Source organism: Burkholderia sp. TSV86 (assembly GCF_001522865.1).
Lineage (GTDB): Bacteria > Pseudomonadota > Gammaproteobacteria > Burkholderiales > Burkholderiaceae > Burkholderia.
Genome location: NZ_LOWB01000015.1, coordinates 115,149 through 134,733 on the forward strand (window position 1 = coordinate 115,149; position 19,585 = coordinate 134,733).

General features: G+C 64.5%; 16 protein-coding genes. 13 read left to right on the forward strand and 3 right to left on the reverse strand.

Annotation, left to right across the window (positions count from 1 at the left end):
- The first annotated feature begins 151 nt into the window (after positions 1–151).
- The 4 genes from edd to WS68_RS01255 all read left to right on the forward strand — a co-directional run bounded on the left by edd (position 152) and on the right by WS68_RS01255 (position 4,924).
- The gene (gene edd / locus WS68_RS01240) at positions 152–2,011 is read left to right on the forward strand and encodes a phosphogluconate dehydratase (protein WP_059569061.1); all 1,860 of its coding nucleotides are present in this window, start codon (positions 152–154) and stop codon (positions 2,009–2,011) included.
- Between the two features lie 140 nt (positions 2,012–2,151).
- The gene (gene eda, locus WS68_RS01245; protein ID WP_059569062.1) at positions 2,152–2,778 is read left to right on the forward strand and encodes a bifunctional 4-hydroxy-2-oxoglutarate aldolase/2-dehydro-3-deoxy-phosphogluconate aldolase; all 627 of its coding nucleotides are present in this window, start codon (positions 2,152–2,154) and stop codon (positions 2,776–2,778) included.
- A 228-nt stretch (positions 2,779–3,006) separates the two neighbouring features.
- Positions 3,007–4,371: a GntT/GntP/DsdX family permease gene (locus WS68_RS01250; protein WP_059569063.1), complete on the forward strand. Its 1,365-nt coding sequence runs from the start codon at positions 3,007–3,009 to the stop codon at positions 4,369–4,371.
- A 16-nt stretch (positions 4,372–4,387) separates the two neighbouring features.
- Complete coding sequence (locus WS68_RS01255; RefSeq protein ID WP_059569064.1) at positions 4,388–4,924, forward strand: gluconokinase; 537 nt, start codon at positions 4,388–4,390, stop codon at positions 4,922–4,924.
- Between the two features lie 117 nt (positions 4,925–5,041).
- Here the strand turns inward: WS68_RS01255 and purB are convergent, their stop codons facing one another.
- The gene (gene purB / locus WS68_RS01260) at positions 5,042–6,430 is read right to left on the reverse strand and encodes an adenylosuccinate lyase (RefSeq protein ID WP_059569065.1); all 1,389 of its coding nucleotides are present in this window, start codon (positions 6,428–6,430) and stop codon (positions 5,042–5,044) included.
- 385 nt (positions 6,431–6,815) lie between these two features.
- Positions 6,816–8,228, reverse strand: a complete 1,413-nt coding sequence (locus tag WS68_RS01265) for an MFS transporter (protein ID WP_059569066.1) — start codon at positions 8,226–8,228, stop codon at positions 6,816–6,818.
- A 387-nt stretch (positions 8,229–8,615) separates the two neighbouring features.
- On the opposite strand from WS68_RS01265, the gene WS68_RS01270 reads away from it, so the two are divergent.
- The 7 genes from WS68_RS01270 (at position 8,616) to WS68_RS01300 (ending at position 15,846) form a co-directional block, all read left to right on the forward strand.
- Complete coding sequence (locus WS68_RS01270) at positions 8,616–9,563, forward strand: LysR substrate-binding domain-containing protein (protein ID WP_059569067.1); 948 nt, start codon at positions 8,616–8,618, stop codon at positions 9,561–9,563.
- 229 nt (positions 9,564–9,792) lie between these two features.
- Positions 9,793–11,097 (forward strand): Glu/Leu/Phe/Val family dehydrogenase, encoded by a 1,305-nt coding sequence (locus tag WS68_RS01275; protein ID WP_059569068.1) that lies wholly within the window; start codon positions 9,793–9,795, stop codon positions 11,095–11,097.
- Between the two features lie 240 nt (positions 11,098–11,337).
- Positions 11,338–12,231, forward strand: coding sequence for a glutamate/aspartate ABC transporter substrate-binding protein (locus WS68_RS01280; RefSeq protein ID WP_059569185.1), 894 nt, complete (start codon positions 11,338–11,340; stop codon positions 12,229–12,231).
- 83 nt (positions 12,232–12,314) lie between these two features.
- Entirely contained in the window at positions 12,315–13,055 is a 741-nt protein-coding gene (locus WS68_RS01285) for an amino acid ABC transporter permease (RefSeq protein WP_059515938.1), read from the forward strand.
- Positions 13,055–13,732 (forward strand): glutamate/aspartate ABC transporter permease GltK, encoded by a 678-nt coding sequence (gene gltK / locus WS68_RS01290; RefSeq protein WP_059569069.1) that lies wholly within the window; start codon positions 13,055–13,057, stop codon positions 13,730–13,732. Before WS68_RS01285 ends, gltK begins: the two co-directional genes overlap by 1 nt.
- The gene (locus WS68_RS01295; RefSeq protein WP_059569070.1) at positions 13,729–14,454 is read left to right on the forward strand and encodes an amino acid ABC transporter ATP-binding protein; all 726 of its coding nucleotides are present in this window, start codon (positions 13,729–13,731) and stop codon (positions 14,452–14,454) included. Before gltK ends, WS68_RS01295 begins: the two co-directional genes overlap by 4 nt.
- A gap of 306 nt (positions 14,455–14,760) precedes the next feature.
- On the forward strand, positions 14,761–15,846 hold the full coding sequence (locus WS68_RS01300; protein ID WP_156429300.1) for a hypothetical protein: 1,086 nt from the start codon (positions 14,761–14,763) through the stop codon (positions 15,844–15,846).
- 532 nt (positions 15,847–16,378) lie between these two features.
- On the opposite strand, the gene WS68_RS01305 is transcribed toward WS68_RS01300, so the two are convergent.
- Positions 16,379–17,281, reverse strand: a complete 903-nt coding sequence (locus WS68_RS01305) for a class II glutamine amidotransferase (RefSeq protein WP_059569072.1) — start codon at positions 17,279–17,281, stop codon at positions 16,379–16,381.
- 220 nt (positions 17,282–17,501) lie between these two features.
- Here WS68_RS01305 and pyrC point away from each other — a divergent pair, with 220 nt between their 5' ends.
- Both pyrC and WS68_RS01315 read left to right on the forward strand, forming a co-directional pair.
- Positions 17,502–18,560, forward strand: coding sequence for a dihydroorotase (gene pyrC, locus WS68_RS01310; protein ID WP_059569073.1), 1,059 nt, complete (start codon positions 17,502–17,504; stop codon positions 18,558–18,560).
- 41 nt (positions 18,561–18,601) lie between these two features.
- Complete coding sequence (locus WS68_RS01315; protein WP_059569074.1) at positions 18,602–19,423, forward strand: DUF3025 domain-containing protein; 822 nt, start codon at positions 18,602–18,604, stop codon at positions 19,421–19,423.
- The last annotated feature ends 162 nt before the right edge of the window (positions 19,424–19,585 follow it).

Here is a 19,585-nt window from a genome sequence, read left to right on the forward strand (position 1 = left end):
GCCATAACGATGAATTTCCGGCGCTAATGCTGCGCCGCGAGATTGCGGGTGTGTAGTTTTTCTACTAAACTCGCGCCGTTCGTTCGCTGAAGCGGATGAACCCACGATTCCAGCTTGCCGGCCCAGCCGGCTCATGTGAGGAGCGCCCAGCATGGCCTCGCTGCACCCCACTCTTGCGTCCGTGACCGAGCGCGTGATCGCGCGCAGCCGGCCGACGCGCTCAGTCTATCTCGCCCGCATCGACGCCGCGCAAGGCCGCTTTCCGGCGCGCGGCGCGCTGTCGTGCGCGAATCTCGCGCACGGCTTCGCCGGCCTCGAGGGCAACGACAAGTTCTCGATCAAGGCGATCAAGCAGCCGAACATCGGCATTGTGTCGTCGTACAACGAGATGCTGTCCGCGCACGCGCCGTACCGTGATTTCCCCGACATCATCAAGCAGGCCGCGCGCGAGGCGGGCGGCGTCGCGCAGTTCGCGGGCGGCGTGCCGGCGATGTGCGATGGCGTCACGCAGGGCAATCCGGGCATGGAGCTGTCGCTGTTCTCGCGCGAGGTGATCGCGATGAGCACGGCGGTCGCGCTCACGCACAACATGTTCGATGCGGCGCTGTGCCTCGGCGTTTGCGACAAGATCGTGCCGGGCCTGCTGATCGGCGCGCTGCAATTCGGCCATCTGCCGACGATTTTCGTGCCGGCGGGCCCGATGACGAGCGGCTTGTCGAACGACGACAAGGCGAAGATCCGCCAACAGTTCGCCACCGGCCAGGTGGGGCGCGACGCGCTGCTCGAGGCGGAATCGGCCGCGTATCACGGCCACGGCACCTGCACGTTCTACGGCACCGCGAACAGCAACCAGATGCTGATGGAGGTGATGGGGCTGCACCTGCCGGGCGCGGCATTCGTTCATCCGCACACGCCGCTGCGCGACGCGCTGACCGCCGAGGCCGCCAGGCGCGTGCTCGAACTGACGGCCGAGCGCGGCCATTACACGCCGATCGGCCGGGTGGTCGACGAGAAGGCGGTCGTCAACGGAATCGTCGCGCTGCTCGCGACGGGCGGCTCGACGAACCATACGCTGCATCTTGTCGCGATCGCGCGTGCGGCGGGCATCGTGATCGACTGGGACGACTTCGACGCGCTGTCGAGCGCGGTGCCGCTTCTTGCGAAGATCTATCCGAACGGCAAGGCAGACGTGAACCATTTCCATGCAGCGGGCGGCATCGCATTCCTGGTGCGCAATCTGCTCGAAGGCGGTCTGCTGCACGACGATGTGAAGACGGTAGCGGGCGATGGGCTGTCGTCGCACTACACGCGCGAGCCGCGGCTTGTCGACGGCAAGCTCGCGTGGGTGCCGGGCGTCGACGCGAGCGGCGACGACAAGGTGTTGCGGCCGATCGACGCGCCGTTCCAGCCGGACGGCGGCCTGCGTCTGATGCAGGGCAGGCTCGGGCGCGGCGTGATCAAGATTTCGGCGGTGGCGCCCGAGCACCGGAAGGTGAAGGCGCCCGCGATCGTGTTCGATTCGCAGGAAGCGGTGCAGGCCGCGTTCGACGCGGGCGAACTCACGCGCGACTTCGTTGCGGTGGTGCGCTTCCAGGGTGCGCGCGCGAACGGAATGCCCGAACTGCACCGCCTCACACCGCTGCTGGGCGTGTTGCAGGATCAGGGCTTTCACGTCGCGCTGGTGACGGATGGCCGGATGTCGGGCGCCTCGGGCAAGGTGCCCGCGGTGATCCACGTGTCGCCCGAGGCGCTGTTGAGCGGCCCGCTCGGCAAGGTGCAGACGGGCGATACGATCGTGATCGACGCACCGGCCGGCGTGCTCGACGTCGAGATCGACGAAGCAGCCTGGGCGGCGCGCGCGCTCGCGCAGCCCGCGCATCAGGCGGATAACGAGGTCGGCTTTGGCCGCGAGCTGTTCGGCGTGTTTCGCGCGGCGGCGGCGCCGGCGGAGCAGGGCGCGTCGGTGTTCGGCGCGATGGCGGGCGAGGCCGCGCGCGTGAGCGTCACCTGAGCACCGGGAACCTCGGCATACCGCCGCACCTAACCTAACCGAGCGGGCGCTGCAGCGGCTGCCTCTACGAACAGCCGCACAAGGCGAACAGCCACACAAAGCTGTGAAAGCTACGAAAGTCACGAAAAGGAGTCATACCGATGAAGACGATAGGCGAGATCGTGAAGCTGGGCCCGGTGATCCCGGTGCTTGCGTTCGATTCGGCCGAACAGGGCGAACAGGTGTCGCGCGCGTTGCACGCGGGCGGCGTGAAGGTGCTGGAAATCACGCTGCGCACCGCGGCGGGGCTCGATGCGATCAAGCGCGCGAGCGAACTCGCTGACGACATCGTGGTCGGCGTTGGCACCATCACGAAGCCCGAGCAATGCGCGCAGGCTAAAGCCGCGGGCGCGCAGTTCGGCGTATCGCCCGGCCTGACGAAGGACATGCACCAGGCGGCGCTCGACGCTGGCCTGCCGCTTTTGCCGGGTGTGATGACGCCCACCGATATCATCACCGCGCTCGAGCTGGGTTATGAAATCGTCAAGTTCTTTCCCGCGCAGCAGGCAGGCGGCGTGCCGATGCTGCAGGCGTTCCACGGCCCATTCCCGACGTTGAAGTTTTGCCCGACGGGTGGCATCACCGCCGAGACCGCGCCGAATTTCCTGAAGCTGCCGAACGTCGTGTGCGTCGGCGGTTCGTGGCTGACGCCGAAGGCGGCGCTCGCCGCGCAGGATTGGACCGAAATCACGCGTCTCGCGCGCGAGGCAAGCGGGCTCGCGCACTAAACATCGGACCGGATGCTCCTAGAATCCGCAGACGAAAATGCTTTCCTGAATCCTTGTTTTGCGAGGGGCCCGGCTGATGGAACCGGTTCTATCGCGAAGCACTGAACAAAAGTAGAATTCAGCGTCCTGACAGGCGGGCATCCGCGTTCTGTATCGGAGACTTCAAGCGCCGGGCGTCACGCGGCTTGCCCCGCGCCCGGCTCGAAAAATCCCAAGGAGGAGTGCCATATGGGGGCTGTCCAAGGCAGCACGCTGCTGATTTACACCGTGATCGCGATCGCGGCGCTGATCGTGATGATCGCGCGATACAAGATTTATCCGTTCCTTGTGCTGATCATCGTGTCGCTCGGCCTGGGCCTCGCGGTCGGCATGCCGATGGACAAGATCGTCAAGTCGTTCGAGACGGGCAACGGCAACACGCTCGGCCACATCGCGATCGTCGTCGGCCTGGGCACGATGCTCGGCAAGATGATGGCCGAATCGGGCGGCGCCGAGCGCATCGCGACGACGCTGATCCGCTGGTTCGGCGAGAAGAACATTCATTGGGCGATGATGTTCGTCGCGATCATCGTCGGCTTGCCGGTCTTCTTCGAAGTCGGCTTCGTGCTGCTGATTCCAATCGCATTCAACGTCGCCAAGCGCACCGGCAAGTCGCTGCTGCTCGTCGGGCTGCCGATGGTCGCGGGGCTGTCGGTCGTGCACGGGCTGATTCCGCCGCATCCGGCCGCGCTGCTCGCGGTCCAGCAGTACGGTGCGGACATCGGCAAGACGATCGCCTATGGCCTCATCGTCGGCGTGCCGACCGCGCTGATCGCAGGGCCGCTGTTCGCGCTCGTGATCCACAAATACGTGAAGCTGCCGCAGAACAACCCGCTTGCCGCGCAGTTCGTCGATTCGCACGGCAAGCCGGCCGCGCAGCGCGAGCTGCCGAGCTTCGGCATCACGCTCTTCACGATTTTGCTGCCCGTTGCGTTGATGCTCGTTGGCAGCTGGGCCGACCTGCTGTTCGCGCCGAAGACGCTGCCGAACAATTTGCTGCGTTTCGCCGGTACGTCCGACGTCGCGCTGCTGATCGCGGTGCTCGTCAGCTTCTGGACGTTCGGCGCGAAGCAGGGGTTCAATCGCGATCAGATCCAGAAGTTCTGCGGCGACTGCCTTGCGCCGATCGCGGGCATCACGCTGATCGTGGGCGCGGGCGGCGGGTTCGGCGGTATCCTGCGCGATAGCGGCATCTCGCAGCAGATCGTGTCGAGCGCCTCGCATGCGCACTTGTCGCCGCTGCTGCTCGGCTGGTTCGTCGCCGCGCTGATCCGTCTCGCGACGGGCTCGGCGACGGTCGCGATGACCACCGCCTGCGGGATCGTCGCGCCGATCGCGGCGGCCGCCGGCGCGGGCGTGAAGCCCGAGCTGCTCGTGCTCGCGACCGGTTCGGGCTCGCTCATTTTCTCGCACGTCAACGACGGCGGTTTTTGGCTCATCAAGGAATATTTCGGGATGACGGTGGGGCAGACGTTCAAGACCTGGACGTTGCTCGAGACGCTGATTTCGCTCCTCGGGCTCACGTTCACGCTGCTGATCAGCGCCGTTTTGTAACAACAAGGGGTAGTCAATGATTCTGATCGCTATGGGCGTGTCGGGCGCGGGCAAAACGCGGATCGGCGAATTGCTGGCGCAGCGCCTGTCGTGCACGTTCACCGATGGCGACGCATTTCACAGCGCGGCCAACAAGGACAAGATGCACCACGGCATTCCGCTCACCGACGAGGACCGCTGGCCGTGGCTCGCGGCGATTCGCGCGGCCATCGAGGAAAAGCAGCGTGACGGGCAGACGGCCGTGTTCACGTGCTCGTCGCTGAAACGCGCGTATCGCGACGTCCTGCGCGGCGGTGACCGCGACGTGCGCTTCGTTTATCTGAAGGGCTCGTTCGAGGTGCTGCGCGAGCGGCTGAAGGTGCGCACCGGCCACTTCTTCGATCCGTCGCTGTTGCAAAGCCAGCTCGATACGCTTGAGGAGCCGGGCCCGGACGAGGCGATCGAGGTCAGCATCGAGCTGCCGCCCGACGAGATCGTCGCGCGTGTGATCGCGCAAATCGCGCTGGAGCAGCAACAACAGCAACAACAGCAACAACAGCAACAACAGCAATGAGCGCGGGCGGCCGTCGCGGCGGCGGCTGGCCGCCCGGTATCAAATGACAAAGGCGCCCCGCGGGGCGCCTTTGTCATTGAGCCGGCGTGCCGGACGGGCCGGCGCGTCAGCCGGCGCTCACGCGATGCGCTTCGCCAGCTCGGCCGCCTTGCCGGTGTACGACGCAGGCGTCATCGCGAGCAGCCGCTCCTTCGCATCCTGCGCGATCGCGAGCGTGCCGATGAACTGCTGCAGCGCCTCGCGCGTGATGCCCTTGCCGCGCGTCAATTCCTTTAGTTGCTCATACGGATTCTCGATCCCGTAGCGGCGCATCACGGTCTGCACCGGTTCGGCGAGCACTTCCCAGCAGTTGTCGAGGTCTTCGTTCAGCCGCTGTGGATTCACTTCGAGCTTGTCGAGGCCGCGGATCAGCGCGTCGTAGGCGAGCAGCGAATAGCCGAGCGCGACGCCGATATTGCGCAGCACCGTCGAATCGGTGAGGTCGCGCTGCCAGCGCGACACCGGCAGCTTGTCGGCGAGATGGCGCAGCGTCGCGTTCGCGAGGCCGAGATTGCCTTCCGAGTTTTCGAAATCGATCGGGTTGACCTTGTGCGGCATCGTCGACGAGCCGATTTCGCCCGCCTTCGTCTTCTGTTTGAAGTAGCCGAGCGAGATGTAGCCCCACACGTCGCGGTCGAGATCGAGCAGGATCGTGTTCGCGCGCGCGACGGCGTCGAACAGCTCCGCCATGTAATCGTGCGGCTCGATCTGGATCGTGTAAGGGTTGAACGTGAGCTTCAGACGGCTTTCGATCACGTCGCGCGAGAACGCTTCCCAGTCGAATTCCGGATACGCGGACAGGTGCGCGTTGAAGTTGCCGACCGCGCCGTTCATCTTGCCGAGGATCTCGACTTTCTCGATCCGCTCGATCGCCCGTGCAAGACGCGCGGCAACGTTCGCGATTTCCTTGCCGAGCGTCGTCGGGCTGGCCGGCTGGCCATGCGTGCGCGACAGCATCGGTTGATCGGCGTGCGCGTGCGCGAGCGCGACGAGGCGGCCGTGGACGGTGCGCAGCGACGGCAGGATGACATGCGTGCGCGCGCCGGCCAGCATCATGCCGTGCGACGTGTTGTTGATGTCTTCCGACGTACACGCGAAATGGATGAATTCGCTGGCTTTCTCGAGTTCGGGCTGGCCTTTCACCGATTCCTTGAGCCAGTACTCGACGGCTTTCACGTCATGGTTCGTCACGCGCTCGATTTCCTTGATGCGCGCGGCGTCGTGCGCGGTGAAGCGCGCGACGAGATCGAGCAGGAACTGCTCGGCGGCGGCCGAGAAGCGCGGCACTTCGGCAAAGCCTGCGTGAGACAGTGCGATCAGCCAGTGCACCTCGACAGTGACGCGATGGCGCATGAACGCGGCTTCGGAGAGCCAGTCGCGCAGCGCCTCGGTCTTGGCGGCGTAGCGGCCGTCGAGCGGCGACAGCGCGGTGAGGGCAAAAAGAGTATCGGGACGGGTGTCGGACATGATGGGGCTTGGGCGCGTGCGGCCGCGGTTCAAACGTGAAGGGGTGAACCACGAATTTTACCATCGGCGCGAACCGGGCCGGCGGTTGAGCGGGCAGGGTGCGCCGGCCCGGAGGCTGCCGCGCGCCTGGCGGCAAAACCGATGCGCGGGCGGTGGCGATTGCCGCATCGCGTGGCGAGCGGCGTGCCGTCGAGCGCTCGCGTGCGCGACGCTGCTGACCGCACATCGGGAGTCGCCGACGCGCGCCGTGCGGCTGTTCACCGGCCGCCCGCCGTCATCATGCGCGACACCTTTGCCTATGGAGTGCGCGGGCCGATGAGGCGTGCCGCGCCGCTGACCACATACCGCCGGTCGCTCGCATGCGCCGGAATATGTCTGTCCGCTGTCAGTCGCCCGCGCGCGCCGCGCCGCCGATCGGCATGCCGGCTGCACCCGCCGCGCCTCTTGCCGGCGCCGTATGCCCGGGCGCGGCCCAGCGCAGCCACTGCGCGCGCAGCAACACGAGCGCGCCGAGCGCGCAAGCCGCGAGCGCGCCGAATGTCGCGAAGCCGAGCTGATAGCTGCCGGTGCTTTCCTTGGCGATGCCCATCACGACCGGCAGATAGAAGCCGCCGATGCCGCCCGCCGCGCCGACGATCCCCGACAGCAGCCCCGTCTTGCCCGGCCAGCGGTGCGGCACGAGCTGGAATGTCGAGCCGTTGCCGAGGCCGAACGCGATATACAGGCACACGAGCAGCGCAATGCCGCCTGCGAGCGGCGGCATCACGGCCGCGAACGCGAAGTCGGCCGCGGCGATCGCGGCGAGGATCGCCATCAGCGCGCGCACGCCAGTGACGCGATCCGCGAGATAGCCGCCGAGCGGCCGCACGATCGCGCCGATGAACGCGAGCATCGACATGAACAGGCCCGCCTCGATCTTCGGCATCTGGTAGAGCGTCGTGAGCAGCAGCGTCACGTAGGACGACATGCCGACGAAGCCGCCGAACGTAATGCTGTAGATCAGCATGATCACCCACGTATCGCGCTCGGCGAGCACCGCGCGATAGCGGCCAGGCAGCACTGCGATCGCGACGAGCGCGCCCATCACCGGCAGCAGCAGCACGCCCGCCTTGCCGGAGCCGAACGCGCCCGCGTGCACGGCGAGCACGAGCGCGATCAGCGCGACGAGCGTGAGCGCGAACGCACCGAGCGCGCGCGGCGCGCTGCCCGATTTTTCGCCGCGGTCGTCGGCCCATGCGAACAGCGCGAAGCCCGCGATCGCGAGCAGCGGCAGCGCGGCGGCTGTCGAAAACTTCCAGCCGAGCGCGGCGGCGATGTGCGGGAACATGAAGCCGTCGAGCACCGCGCCGATGTTGCCTGCCGCGGCGAGCCCGAGCACGAGGCCCTGCACCTTCGGCGGATAGCTGCTGCCCGCCATCGGCAGCGCGACCGCGAAGCTCGCGCCGCCGATGCCGAGAAACACGCCGAGCACGAGCAGCAGCGTGTACGACGGCGTGCCGGGCACGAACGGCAGCACGACGGCGGGCAGCGCGGACAGCAGCACGCCCATCAGCGCGATGCGCCGGCCGTCGGCGGACTGATAGAGATTGCCGAGCGTCACGCGCAGGATTGCCGCCGCGAGCACCGGCACCGCCACGAGAAAGCCCTGCTGCGCGGCCGTCATCGCGATGTCCTTGCCGATGAACGGCGCGAGCGGGCCGTACAGCACCCAGACAGTGAAGCCGGTGTCGAAATAGAGGAAGCAGGCGAGCAGCGAGCGCCAGTTGCCGCTTTTGACAGAGCTGCGCAGTGTATCCATCGATAGAGCCTCGCGTATGCGGTTGCCGTTTGAAGGCAGGGTGGGAGCTGGATCGAAACCGCTCCGCGGCGAGCAACGGAGCCACCAGTCTTCTGCAAGGCCTATGCCAGCCGCAGTGCAGCCGCAAGTTGGCCGCGGCGCGTGGTGCGAAAGCCCGCGCCATGAGCGCGCCGCATGGCGCGTCCCACGACGAGACGCGGCGCGGCGCGCACCGGGGGCAGGCGCGCGGCGCGGTTGCCGGCACCGCGTCTGTGCGTGCGGTGCATCGTTGGTGCGATGCAAGAAGTCTGACGAATGCGCGCCGCCGCGGCTTGCCGCCGCCCGCCGCTGTTTAAAATGCGAGCTTCACGGCTTGCGCAGGTCGCGCAAAGGCGCAAAAGGGCTCGCATGGAACTCAAATGGCTCGAGGACTTCGTGTCGCTCGCGGAAACGCGCAGCTTCAGCCGCTCGGCTGAACTGCGACACGTTTCCCAACCCGCGTTTTCGCGGCGCATCCAGGCGCTCGAAGCGTGGCTCGGCACGGAATTGATCGATCGTTCGGTCTATCCGACCCGCGTCACGCAGGCAGGCCAGGTGTTCTACGAGCAGGCGCTCGCGATGCTGTCGCAGGCGCACGAGGCGCGCACGCTGCTGCGCGGCCATATTGGCGCGCCGGTGCCGACGATCGAATTCGCGGTGCCGCACACGCTGTCGCTCACGTACTTTCCGCGCTGGCTTCAGCGGATCGAAGCGAAGATGGGGCAGGTGCATACGCGGTTGCGCGCGCTCAACGTACACGATGCGGTGCTGTCGCTCGTCGAGGGCGGCTGCGACCTGGTGATGGGCTACCACCATCCGAGCCATCCCGTCGCGCTCGATCCCGCGCGCTACGACATGCTCACGCTCGGCGCGGAGCCGATCAGCCCGTTCGCGGCGCCCGGGCGCGGCGGCCGCGCGCGCTACGCGCTGCCCGGCGCGGCCGATGCGCCCGTGCCTTACTTGTCCTATACGCCGAACGCGTACCTGGGCCGGATGACCGAAGTGATCATCGCGAATGCGCACACGCCGCTTTATCTAGACAAGGTGTACGAGACCGACATGGCCGAGGCGCTGAAGGCGATGGCGCTCGCCGGGCACGGCATCGCGTTCCTGCCGCACAGCGCGGTCGAGGACGCGGTCGCGGGCGGGCGGCTCGTGCGGCTTGGCCGCGCGGCGAAAGGCGGCGCGGAGCCGTTCATGCTGACCATGGAGATCCGTCTTTATCGGGACAAGTTCGCCGTGCAGGGCGACGAGTCGCGCCGCAAGCTCGTGAGCGCGCTCTGGGACGTGGTGCGGGACGAACTCGACGCGCGCTGAGCCTGCGGCACGCGCGATGCCGCCGTGCCGTCACGCCGCCTGCCGTTGTGCGCATGAAAATTGCGGCGGCCGATCGCACCGGATTTGCGTGCGTTCGCGCTGCGTATCAACGGTTTTTCACGCAAAAGCCCGATCATGCAAGAAATGCATAATCGAATAAGCAAACGGCATTGGATTTCGAAATGGGCTTTTTCGACAATGGGCGCATTCTTCGACCGTTGGAGATTCCATGTCTTCGCATTCGCAGTCCCCGTCCGTTGCGCAATCCATTCCGTCATACCTGCACGCGGACGACCTCGGGCCCTGGGGTAATTATTTGCAGCAAGTCGACCGCGTCGCGCCGTACCTAGGCTCGCTGTCGCGCTGGCTTGAAACGCTCAAGCGCCCGAAGCGCATTCTGGTCGTCGACGTGCCGATCGAACTCGATAACGGCACCGTCGCGCACTTCGAAGGCTATCGCGTGCAGCACAACGTATCGCGCGGGCCGGGCAAGGGCGGCGTGCGCTATCACCAGGATGTCACGTTGTCCGAAGTGATGGCGCTGTCCGCGTGGATGTCGGTGAAGAACGCGGCGGTCAACGTGCCATACGGCGGCGCGAAGGGCGGCATCCGCGTCGATCCGCGCAAGCTCTCGCGCGGCGAACTCGAGCGCATGACGCGCCGCTATACAAGCGAGATCGGCATCATCATCGGCCCGAACACCGATATTCCGGCGCCCGACGTCAACACCAATGAGCAGGTGATGGCGTGGATGATGGACACCTATTCGATGAACCAGGGCCAGACGGCGACGGGTGTGGTGACCGGCAAGCCGATTTCGCTGGGCGGCTCGCTCGGCCGCAAGGAGGCGACGGGCCGCGGCGTTTTCGTGGTCGGCTGCGAAGCCGCAAAGAAGAAGGGCGTCGAGATCGAGGGCGCGCGCATCGCGGTACAGGGCTTCGGCAATGTCGGCGGAATCGCCGCGCGGCTGTTCCAGGAAGCGGGCGCGAAGGTGATCGTGGTTCAGGATCACACGGGCACGATTTACCAGCCGGCCGGCGTCGATACGGCCAAGCTGCTCGATCATGTCGCGCAGACGGGGGGTGTCGCCGGTTTCCCTGGCGCTGAGCCGATGCCGAACGACGAGTTCTGGACGGTCGAGACGGAAATCCTGATTCCGGCCGCGCTCGAAAATCAGATTACCGAGAAGAACGCGTCGAAGATCCGCACGAAGATCGTCGTCGAAGGCGCGAACGGCCCGACCACGACGGCGGCCGACGACATCCTGAGCGCCAACGGCGTGCTCGTGATTCCCGACGTGATCGCGAATGCGGGCGGCGTGACCGTGTCGTACTTCGAGTGGGTGCAGGACTTCTCGAGCTTCTTCTGGACCGAGGACGAGATCAACCACCGTCTCGAACGCGTGATGCGCGAAGCGTTCGCGGGCGTGTGGGCGGTGGCCGAGGAGCACAAGGTGTCGGTGCGCACCGCCGCGTTCATCGTTGCGTGCAAGCGCATCCTGATGGCGCGCGAAATGCGCGGTCTGTACCCCTGATCCTTTGGCCGGCCGGTTGGCCGGCCGGCGGCGCGGCCTGCGGCCGGCGCCTTGCTTTTCGCGGGCGGCCTCGAGGACGAGGGAGTACGAGGCCGCCCGCGCGCGTATGCGAAGCGTCTACTATGTACGGACGTATTGCGTATGCGCAACCTGCCCGCCGGGAGTGTGGTTTACGACCATTACTTTCAAAAATATGACTTTGCTAAACTGGCGCGGGTTTTCGCCAAGGAGATGACCACAATGAAATTCCAACAAGCCATGCTGATGGCCGCGATGCTGAGCGTGTTCGCCGGCGGCGCCATTGCCCAGGAGACGGGCACGCTGAAAAAAATCAAGGATTCCGGCGTGATTTCGCTCGGACACCGCGAATCGTCGATTCCGTTCTCGTACTACGATCAGAACCAGCAGGTGGTCGGCTATTCGCGCGACTTCCAGATGAAGGTCGTCGACGCGGTCAAAAAGAAGCTGAGTCTGCCGAACCTGCAGGTGAAGAACATTCCGGTGACGTCGCAGAACCGCATTCCGCTCGTGCAGAACGGCACGGTCGACATCGAGTGCGGCTCGACGACAAACAACCTCGACCGCCAGAAGCAGGCGGCGTTCTCGAACACGATCTTCGTGATCGGCACGCGCTTGATGACGGCTAAGGATTCGGGCATCAAGGATTTCGCCGATCTGAAGGGCAAGACGGTCGTGACCACGGCGGGCACCACGTCCGAGCGTCTGCTGCGCGCGATGAACAACGAAAAGCAGATGGGCATGACGATCATCAGCGCGAAGGACCACGGCGAGTCGTTCCAGACGCTCGAGACGGGCCGCGCGGCCGCGTTCATGATGGACGACGCGCTGCTCGCAGGCGAGCGCGCGAAGGCCAAGCAGTCGGGCAACTGGGTGATCGTCGGCACGCCCCAGTCTCAGGAGGCGTATGGCTGCATGATGCGCAAGGACGATCCGGCGTTCAAGAAGGTGGTCGATGACGCGATCGCGGATGTCGAGAAATCGGGCGAAGCCGCGAAGATCTACGCGAAATGGTTCGAGAATCCGATTCCGCCGAAGGGGCTGAACCTGAACTTCCCGCTCTCCGACGCGATGAAGAAGCTCTACGCCGCTCCGAACGACAAGGCGCTCGACTGAGCGTATCGCTGTTCGAACCTGTTTAGCGCTGATGAAACGGAAGAGGCTCGGCTTCTTCCGTTTCTTTTTGCTGGAGTCTCGCTATGTCTTACCACTGGAACTGGGGCATTTTCCTTTCCCCCGTTTCGACTGGCGAACCGACCACCTACCTCGGCTGGCTGATGTCGGGGTTCTGGGTGACGGTCAAGGTGTCGCTCGTCGCCTGGGTGATCGCGCTCGCCGTCGGCTCGTTGTTCGGCGTGCTGCGCACCGTGCCGAACAAGGGGCTCGCGGCGATCGGTACGCTGTACGTATCGATTTTCCGCAACATCCCGCTCATCGTGCAGTTCTTCGTCTGGTATCTCGTCGTGCCGGAACTGTTGCCCGCGTCGATCGGCACATGGATCAAGCAATTGCCGCCCGGTACGCAGTTCTTCACGGCGTCGGTCGTCTGTCTCGGGCTTTTCACAGGCGCGCGGGTATGCGAGCAGGTGCGCTCCGGGATCAACGCGCTGCCCAAGGGCCAGCGCGCGGCTGGCCTCGCGATGGGCTTCACGCAATGGCAGACGTATCGTTACGTGCTGCTGCCTGTTGCCTACCGGATCATCGTGCCGCCGCTCACGTCGGAATTCCTGAACATTTTCAAGAATTCGGCGGTGGCCTCGACGATCGGTCTGCTCGATCTGTCCGCGCAGGCGCGCCAACTCGTCGACTACACCGCGCAGACCTATGAGTCGTTCATCGCGGTGACGCTCGCCTACGTGATCATCAACCTGATCGTGATGACGTTCATGCGCTGGGTCGAACGCAAGTCCCGGCTGCCCGGCTATATCGGAGGCAAGTGATGCATCAGTTCGACTGGAGTAGTATTCCCGGCGCGCTGCCGACGCTTTGGACGGGCGCGATCGTTACGTTCAAGATCACGCTGATCGCGATCGTGGTCGGGATCGTCTGGGGCACGCTGCTCGCGCTGATGCGCCTGTCCGGCGTGAAGCCGTTGCAATGGTTCGCGCAAGGCTACGTGACGGTGTTCCGCTCGATTCCGCTCGTGATGGTGCTGCTGTGGTTCTTTCTGATCGTGCCGCAGGTGCTGCAAGGCGTGCTCGGGCTGTCGCCGACGCTCGACATCCGGCTTGCGTCGGCGATGGTCGCGTTCTCGCTGTTCGAGGCTGCGTATTATTCGGAGATCATCCGCGCCGGTATTCAGGCGGTGCCGCGCGGGCAGGTCAACGCAGCGTTCGCGCTCGGCATGAACTACGCGCAGGCGATGCGCCTCGTGATCCTGCCGCAGGCGTTTCGCGCGATGGTGCCGTTGTTGCTCACGCAAGCGATCGTGCTGTTCCAGGATACCTCGCTCGTCTATGTGATCAGCCTCGCGGACTTCTTCCGCACGGCCGCGAATATCGGCGATCGCGACGGCACGAACGTCGAGATGATCCTGTTCGCGGGCGCATGCTATTTCGTCGTGTGCTCGATCGCGTCGATGTTGGTCAAGGGTTTCCAGAAAAAGGTCACAAGATGATTTCAATCAAGAACGTGTCGAAGTGGTACGGCCAGTTTCAGGTGCTGACCAATTGCACGACCGAAGTGAAGAAGGGTGAAGTGGTGGTCGTCTGCGGGCCGTCGGGTTCGGGCAAGTCGACGCTCATCAAGACGGTGAACGGCCTCGAGCCGTTTCAGCAGGGCGAGATCCTCGTCAACGGCGAATCGGTTGGCGACAAGAAAACGAACCTGTCGAAACTGCGCTCGAAAGTCGGGATGGTATTTCAGCACTTCGAGTTGTTTCCACACTTGTCGATCACCGAAAACCTGACGCTCGCGCAGATCAAGGTGCTCGGCCGAGGCAAGGACGAGGCGGCCGCGAAGGGGCTGAAGCTGCTCGATCGCGTCGGGCTCAAGGCGCATGCGGACAAGTATCCGGGGCAGCTCTCGGGCGGCCAGCAGCAGCGCGTGGCAATCGCGCGCGCGCTATCGATGGATCCGATCGCGATGCTGTTCGACGAGCCGACGTCCGCGCTCGATCCCGAGATGATCAACGAGGTGCTCGACGTGATGGTCGAACTCGCGCAGGAAGGCATGACGATGATGTGCGTGACGCACGAGATGGGCTTCGCGAAGAAGGTTGCCCATCGCGTGATCTTCATGGACAAGGGCGCGATCGTCGAGGACGACCGCAAGGAGGATTTCTTCGCGAATCCGAAATCGGATCGCGCGAAGGACTTTCTCGCGAAGATCCTGCACTGAGCGCTCGCATGCCGATCGGCGCCGATACGGGCGGGTAAGTATCGATAGGCGTGGCGGCGCGGGTCGGCAAAAACAGTCCGTCGGACGTCCGGCGGCTACAGGTAGACAGATATTTTCACCCTGCGAGCGGGCTACGCCGCAGGGTGTTTTTTTAGCCATGCCTACTTGAGCCGGGCTGGGCTTGCTCAAGCAGATCGGGCTATCCCGGATTTCGTTCGGCCGGGTTTCGTTTCGCATGTCTATTTTTTTATTGGAGGATCGAGGATTACGCTGAGCGCCTTATAAGGTAATGAGGCTATGCATTAAATGAATACTCATCCTGTTAATCAAAATGTCGGTGCGCAGCCGTCAACGATCGAGCGCCCGAGTACCTCGGCCGCCGCTGCGGCGTTGTCAGCCGCGCAACCGCAGACGGTCAGGCCAGAAAGCGGTTTGCTGGCGGATTTGCTCGAATCCTCCCGCCCTGCTCGTGCGATTGACGTTCAACCCATCCAGGCCGGCAAAGAAGGCGGAAGTTATAATTTGCAGGATTATTTTGCTTATCTTGATAGGCAAGGGTTTGTGCATGAATACGATAAGGGTAACGGCGATATCTCATTGAGCTTAATCATTCCGGTCAATGAGATGGCGCGTGCCGTATATAAAATGAATGTTGATCCTCGGATTGAAGGGGCCGGCGATTTAATTAGAAGACTTGGTTTCGCATGGGCCGCCATGGGATTCAAATTCCAATCTATCGATAAAGGCGTGCCGCAGGCCGCCGATTCGATAAGATGGGTATTGGATGAGCATGCCGGCGGCATAACTAAAAACAACTACAAGACAGACATCTTGCCGGATCTTCCTCGTCGCGAAGAGGTGTCGGCAGCGGTCTCGAGCGCGAAATTTCGAGAAATCGTAGGCGGGCTGTTGAATATGCCGGCCGATCCTCGCGCTTTGTATGTAAAGGAGATGAGCGGGGGCAATATTCAATGGAGGGCTTGTGCTGTCGATACGAAATGGAGAACGCCTGAAACGGTGCTGACCAAGCAAGCCAATCTGATGACCAGGCTGGGGTTTAAGAGGATATCGGCCGGGGAGTGGGCTCTCCGGCCGCTGAAGAGTGCCGGCGGATATGAAGTGGATGGAATCGATACGGACTTCGGACCTGTTTCGGTTCAAAAACTATACGAGCAGGGCCCGCTGGATTCGTTGAATGACGATATCAATCCTATCGTGATCGATGGAGATTTTCATGAAGGAGCAGCCGGGCAGGAGCGTCAGATACCGACTTTGGAAGAGGCGTGGGCGCTCGCGGTGGCAAAACGCATAGACGAATGGAAAGCCAATCGGAATCCCGCCGCCGTTTTTAGTTTCGTAAAGGATGACGGCTCGATCAAGGAGATGCTCTGAGCATCGATGTTCGTCCGGAAAGGCCGGCCTGAACCGGCGGCATTTTATTGAATGCACGGTTTGGCGCGCGCGGATTGCTTTTTCGATTATTGTGACTGGATTTTGCCGCCGATTTACCTGGCGCTTGCGATGAGGAATGGGCGAAGCGCTCCGGCATCGTGAATGCCGGCGTCATCGGCCACGGCTCAGCAGTGCCTTCAGATGACGGATATTTTGGACTCCGTGAGTGAGCGTACCTCCATGTGCGCCGGTAAAGGTGGCGGGACGCTTGTGCAGTGCTGCGAGGAAAAGTGTCTCGAAGCAGATCGCCGCCGTGATGCGCGCTCATCTCTTGGGAACGTGTATCGTGAAAACCGTCGCTGACGTGGCGGGGGCGAATGGCCGCAGGTGTCTGCGCGCGGACAATTTTGGCCACGCTCGTCTCAGGAGATCATCAAGACATCGAAATGTTTACGCGTCGAGATCAGTGGTGTGTCTGCCGTCAGTCGCGGCGAACGCATGGGATAAGGCGCGATTGGCGTGAGCCGCGGCGTCAAAAATCGATTGGATCGTCGCCCGGATCATCTGCGGCGAGCGCGGCTGCCCGGCGCGGCGCCGATGCGGACGCATCAAGCGCAGGATTCCTGAGCTTCTCGAGGACGATTTCCGGCACCGGAATACGCATGCGGGCGGCGACGTCGCCGCACTGGAACATCACGAGCTCGCCGGGTTCGAGCGCGGTCCACACCTCGTCGTCGGTCAGCGGTTGTGTCGCGATCACGGCAACCCGGTCCTCCGGCGTCGTGTATTTCGCGAAATCGATCGAGATGTCCTCGTCGATCAGATGCGCGGTCGAGAATGGCCAGCGTCGCACCAGATAATGCAGGCGCGTCGAGCAGTGCGCAAAGAGCGCTTGCCCGTTCGACATCAGGAAGTTGAATACGCCGTGCTGCGTGATGCCGCGCGTGAGTTCGCCGAGCTGCTCGAACAGTTCGGCGAGCGGCGGCTGCGCGTCGGGGAATGCATCGCGCAGGCCGCGCATCAGCATGCAGAACGCCTTTTCGCTATCGGTGGTGCCAACTGGCTGATAAACGCTGCTCCCGAGATCGGGCGCATAGCGCGGCAGATCGCCGTTGTGCGCGAAGATCCAGTGGCGGCCCCATAGCTCGCGCATGAACGGATGACAGTTCTCGAGCAGGATATGGCCTTGCGTCGCCTTGCGGATGTGCGCGATCGTGTTCTTCGATTTGATCGGGTAACGCTTGACCATTTCGGCCACGGGCGAAGTCGCCGATGACTGTTGGTCGATGAACAGCCGGCACGCCTTGTCCTCGAAGAACGCGATGCCCCAGCCGTCGGCATGGTGATCGGTGAGTCCGCCGCGGGCCGCGAAGCCGGTAAACGAGAAAGTCACGTCCGTCGGTTCGGCGCAGTTCATTCCGAAAAGTTGGCACATATTGCTGGGGCGGCTGAATACTGGCGGGTAAGGATACCGGGCTGAGCCGGTACAATGACGGATTCAAGCATATCACCGAGCCCTGAGCGGCAAAAGGCGGAATCCGTGCCGGTAAACGGCGTAATCCATGCGCGTGGCCCCAGGTTGCGGTTCGGCTGTCAGCCGGCGCCGCCGGGGCGGTGTGCGCTGCCTTTGCCGCCCGTTACGCCCACACGACACCATGAATGCTCCCGCTCCCGACACGCTGACCCTCGCGCGCCCCGATGACTGGCACTTGCACGTGCGCGATGGCGCAATGCTCGCCGCCGTCTTGCCGCATACCGCCCGCCAATTCGGCCGTGCGATCATCATGCCGAACCTGAAGCCGCCCGTCACGACGACGGCGCAAGCACTCGCGTATCGCGAGCGCATCCTGGCCGCGCTGCCGGCGGGTGCAGCGTTCGAGCCGCTGATGACGCTGTATCTGACCGACAACACGCCGCCCGACGAGATCCGCCGCGCGCGCGAAAGCGGCTTCGTGCACGGCGTGAAGCTGTATCCGGCGGGCGCGACGACGAACTCCGACGCCGGTGTGACCGATCTCGTCGGCAAATGCGCGAGGACGCTCGACGCGATGCAGGACGCCGGCATGCCGCTTCTCGTGCATGGCGAGGTGACGGACGCGTCGATCGACCTGTTCGACCGCGAGAAGGTGTTCATCGACCGCGTGATGGAGCCGCTGCGCCGCGCGTTTCCGGCTCTTAACGTGGTGTTCGAGCACATCACGACGAAGGAAGCGGCCGATTACGTGCGCGATGCCGACACCACGCACGGCCGCCTCGGCGCGACGATCACCGCGCACCACCTGCTGTACAACCGCAATGCGCTATTCGTCGGCGGGATTCGTCCGCACTACTATTGCCTGCCGGTGCTCAAGCGCGAGACGCATCGGGCCGCGCTGGTGGCGGCGGCAACCTCGGGCAATCCGCGCTTTTTCCTCGGCACCGACAGTGCGCCGCACGCGAAGGGGCTGAAGGAGGCCGCATGCGGCTGCGCGGGCTGCTACACGGCGCTGCATGCGCTCGAGTTGTATGCACAGGCATTCGATCAGGCGGGCGCGCTCGACAAGCTCGAAGGTTTCGCGAGTTTCTTCGGCGCGGACTTCTACGGGTTGCCGCGCAGCGGCGAGACGGTGACGCTGCGCCGCGAGACGTGGGAATTGCCGGGTGAGATCGACGCGGGTGGTTTGAGCGTCGTGCCGCTGCGCGGCGGCGAGCTGATCGGCTGGCGGCTCGTCTGACGCGCCGGCAGACGCGTCTGGCTGGGCCGCGGGTGATTGGCATGGAAAGAGGCGCGAGCGCCGGCTTCGAGATCGACTGGCGCGCAGCGTGGCTCGCGCCGTTCGCCGGGCAGGGCGAGCGCTGGGCCCGGGCCGCGCGGCAGGGCGAGCCGGCGTGGCTGCGCGCGCTGAACGACGATGCGTGCGCCGAATCCGTCGCGACGGCGGGCGGGCTGCCGCTTCGTTTCGTTGCGCAGGCGGCGCTGCCCACGGGCGTTGCCTACGAAACGCATATTGCGGCGACAGGCGCGGTTCCGACGCGCTACAACACGCATGATTTTTTCAACGCGCTGGTCTGGTTCGCCTATCCGCGGATCAAGGCGATGCTCAACGCGCGCCAGGCGGCGGCGATCGATGCCGCCGGCGTTGGCCCGGCGCGCGGCGCCGTCCGGGATGCGCTGACCTTGTTCGACGAAAATGGGGCGTTGTTCGCGACGTCCGATCCCGCGCTCGCAGCCGCGCTGCGCGGCTTCGACTGGCGCACGCTGATGCTCGCGTCGCGCACCGCGTGGGGCACGCGCTGCGAGGCGCGGATCGTCGGCCACGCGCTGCTGGAGAAGCTCGTTGAGCCGTACAAGGGGTGCACCGCGCATGCGTGGATCGTCGATGTGCCGCAGGTTTATTTCGAATGGAACGAAGCGGCGCGCCGCGCGTGGCTCGACGAGCATGCCGCGGCGGCGCTTGACGACGCGCTGCCGACGAGCCGCGCGTTCTCGCCCTTGCCGGTGCTCGGCGTGCCCGGCTGGTGGGCGGCGAACGCATCGCCGTCGTTTTACGGCGATCCGCAGGTGTTTCGCAGCGGCCGCCGCTCGCGCGCCGCTTGAGCGTTTGAGCCCACGCGGCCTGAGCCCGCAATGCGACGAGCGGGAAGATGCAAACGGGGCCGGCAACTAGCGGCAGACTGCACGCCGCCGCCGGCCGATGGGGCCACGAGTTGGAAAGCGTCGTCTCTGGCAACAGCTCCGCCATGACAATGCGTGGTGCCG

Bases quoted from the DNA above. Each gene is read 5' to 3' on its own strand.
- WS68_RS01285 (WP_059515938.1), top strand. From the start codon at position 12,315: ATGTCTTACCACTGGAACTGGGGCATTTTCCTTTCCCCCGTTTCGACT.
- WS68_RS01300 (WP_156429300.1), top strand. From the start codon at position 14,761: ATGAATACTCATCCTGTTAATCAAAATGTCGGTGCGCAGCCGTCAACG.
- purB (WP_059569065.1), bottom strand. From the start codon at position 6,430: ATGTCCGACACCCGTCCCGATACTCTTTTTGCCCTCACCGCGCTGTCG.
- WS68_RS01250 (WP_059569063.1), top strand. From the start codon at position 3,007: ATGGGGGCTGTCCAAGGCAGCACGCTGCTGATTTACACCGTGATCGCG.
- pyrC (WP_059569073.1), top strand. From the start codon at position 17,502: ATGAATGCTCCCGCTCCCGACACGCTGACCCTCGCGCGCCCCGATGAC.
- WS68_RS01295 (WP_059569070.1), top strand. From the start codon at position 13,729: ATGATTTCAATCAAGAACGTGTCGAAGTGGTACGGCCAGTTTCAGGTG.
- WS68_RS01305 (WP_059569072.1), bottom strand. From the start codon at position 17,281: ATGTGCCAACTTTTCGGAATGAACTGCGCCGAACCGACGGACGTGACT.
- WS68_RS01275 (WP_059569068.1), top strand. From the start codon at position 9,793: ATGTCTTCGCATTCGCAGTCCCCGTCCGTTGCGCAATCCATTCCGTCA.
- WS68_RS01255 (WP_059569064.1), top strand. From the start codon at position 4,388: ATGATTCTGATCGCTATGGGCGTGTCGGGCGCGGGCAAAACGCGGATC.
- WS68_RS01265 (WP_059569066.1), bottom strand. From the start codon at position 8,228: ATGGATACACTGCGCAGCTCTGTCAAAAGCGGCAACTGGCGCTCGCTG.
- WS68_RS01315 (WP_059569074.1), top strand. From the start codon at position 18,602: ATGGAAAGAGGCGCGAGCGCCGGCTTCGAGATCGACTGGCGCGCAGCG.
- WS68_RS01280 (WP_059569185.1), top strand. From the start codon at position 11,338: ATGAAATTCCAACAAGCCATGCTGATGGCCGCGATGCTGAGCGTGTTC.
- edd (WP_059569061.1), top strand. From the start codon at position 152: ATGGCCTCGCTGCACCCCACTCTTGCGTCCGTGACCGAGCGCGTGATC.
- eda (WP_059569062.1), top strand. From the start codon at position 2,152: ATGAAGACGATAGGCGAGATCGTGAAGCTGGGCCCGGTGATCCCGGTG.
- WS68_RS01270 (WP_059569067.1), top strand. From the start codon at position 8,616: ATGGAACTCAAATGGCTCGAGGACTTCGTGTCGCTCGCGGAAACGCGC.
- gltK (WP_059569069.1), top strand. From the start codon at position 13,055: ATGCATCAGTTCGACTGGAGTAGTATTCCCGGCGCGCTGCCGACGCTT.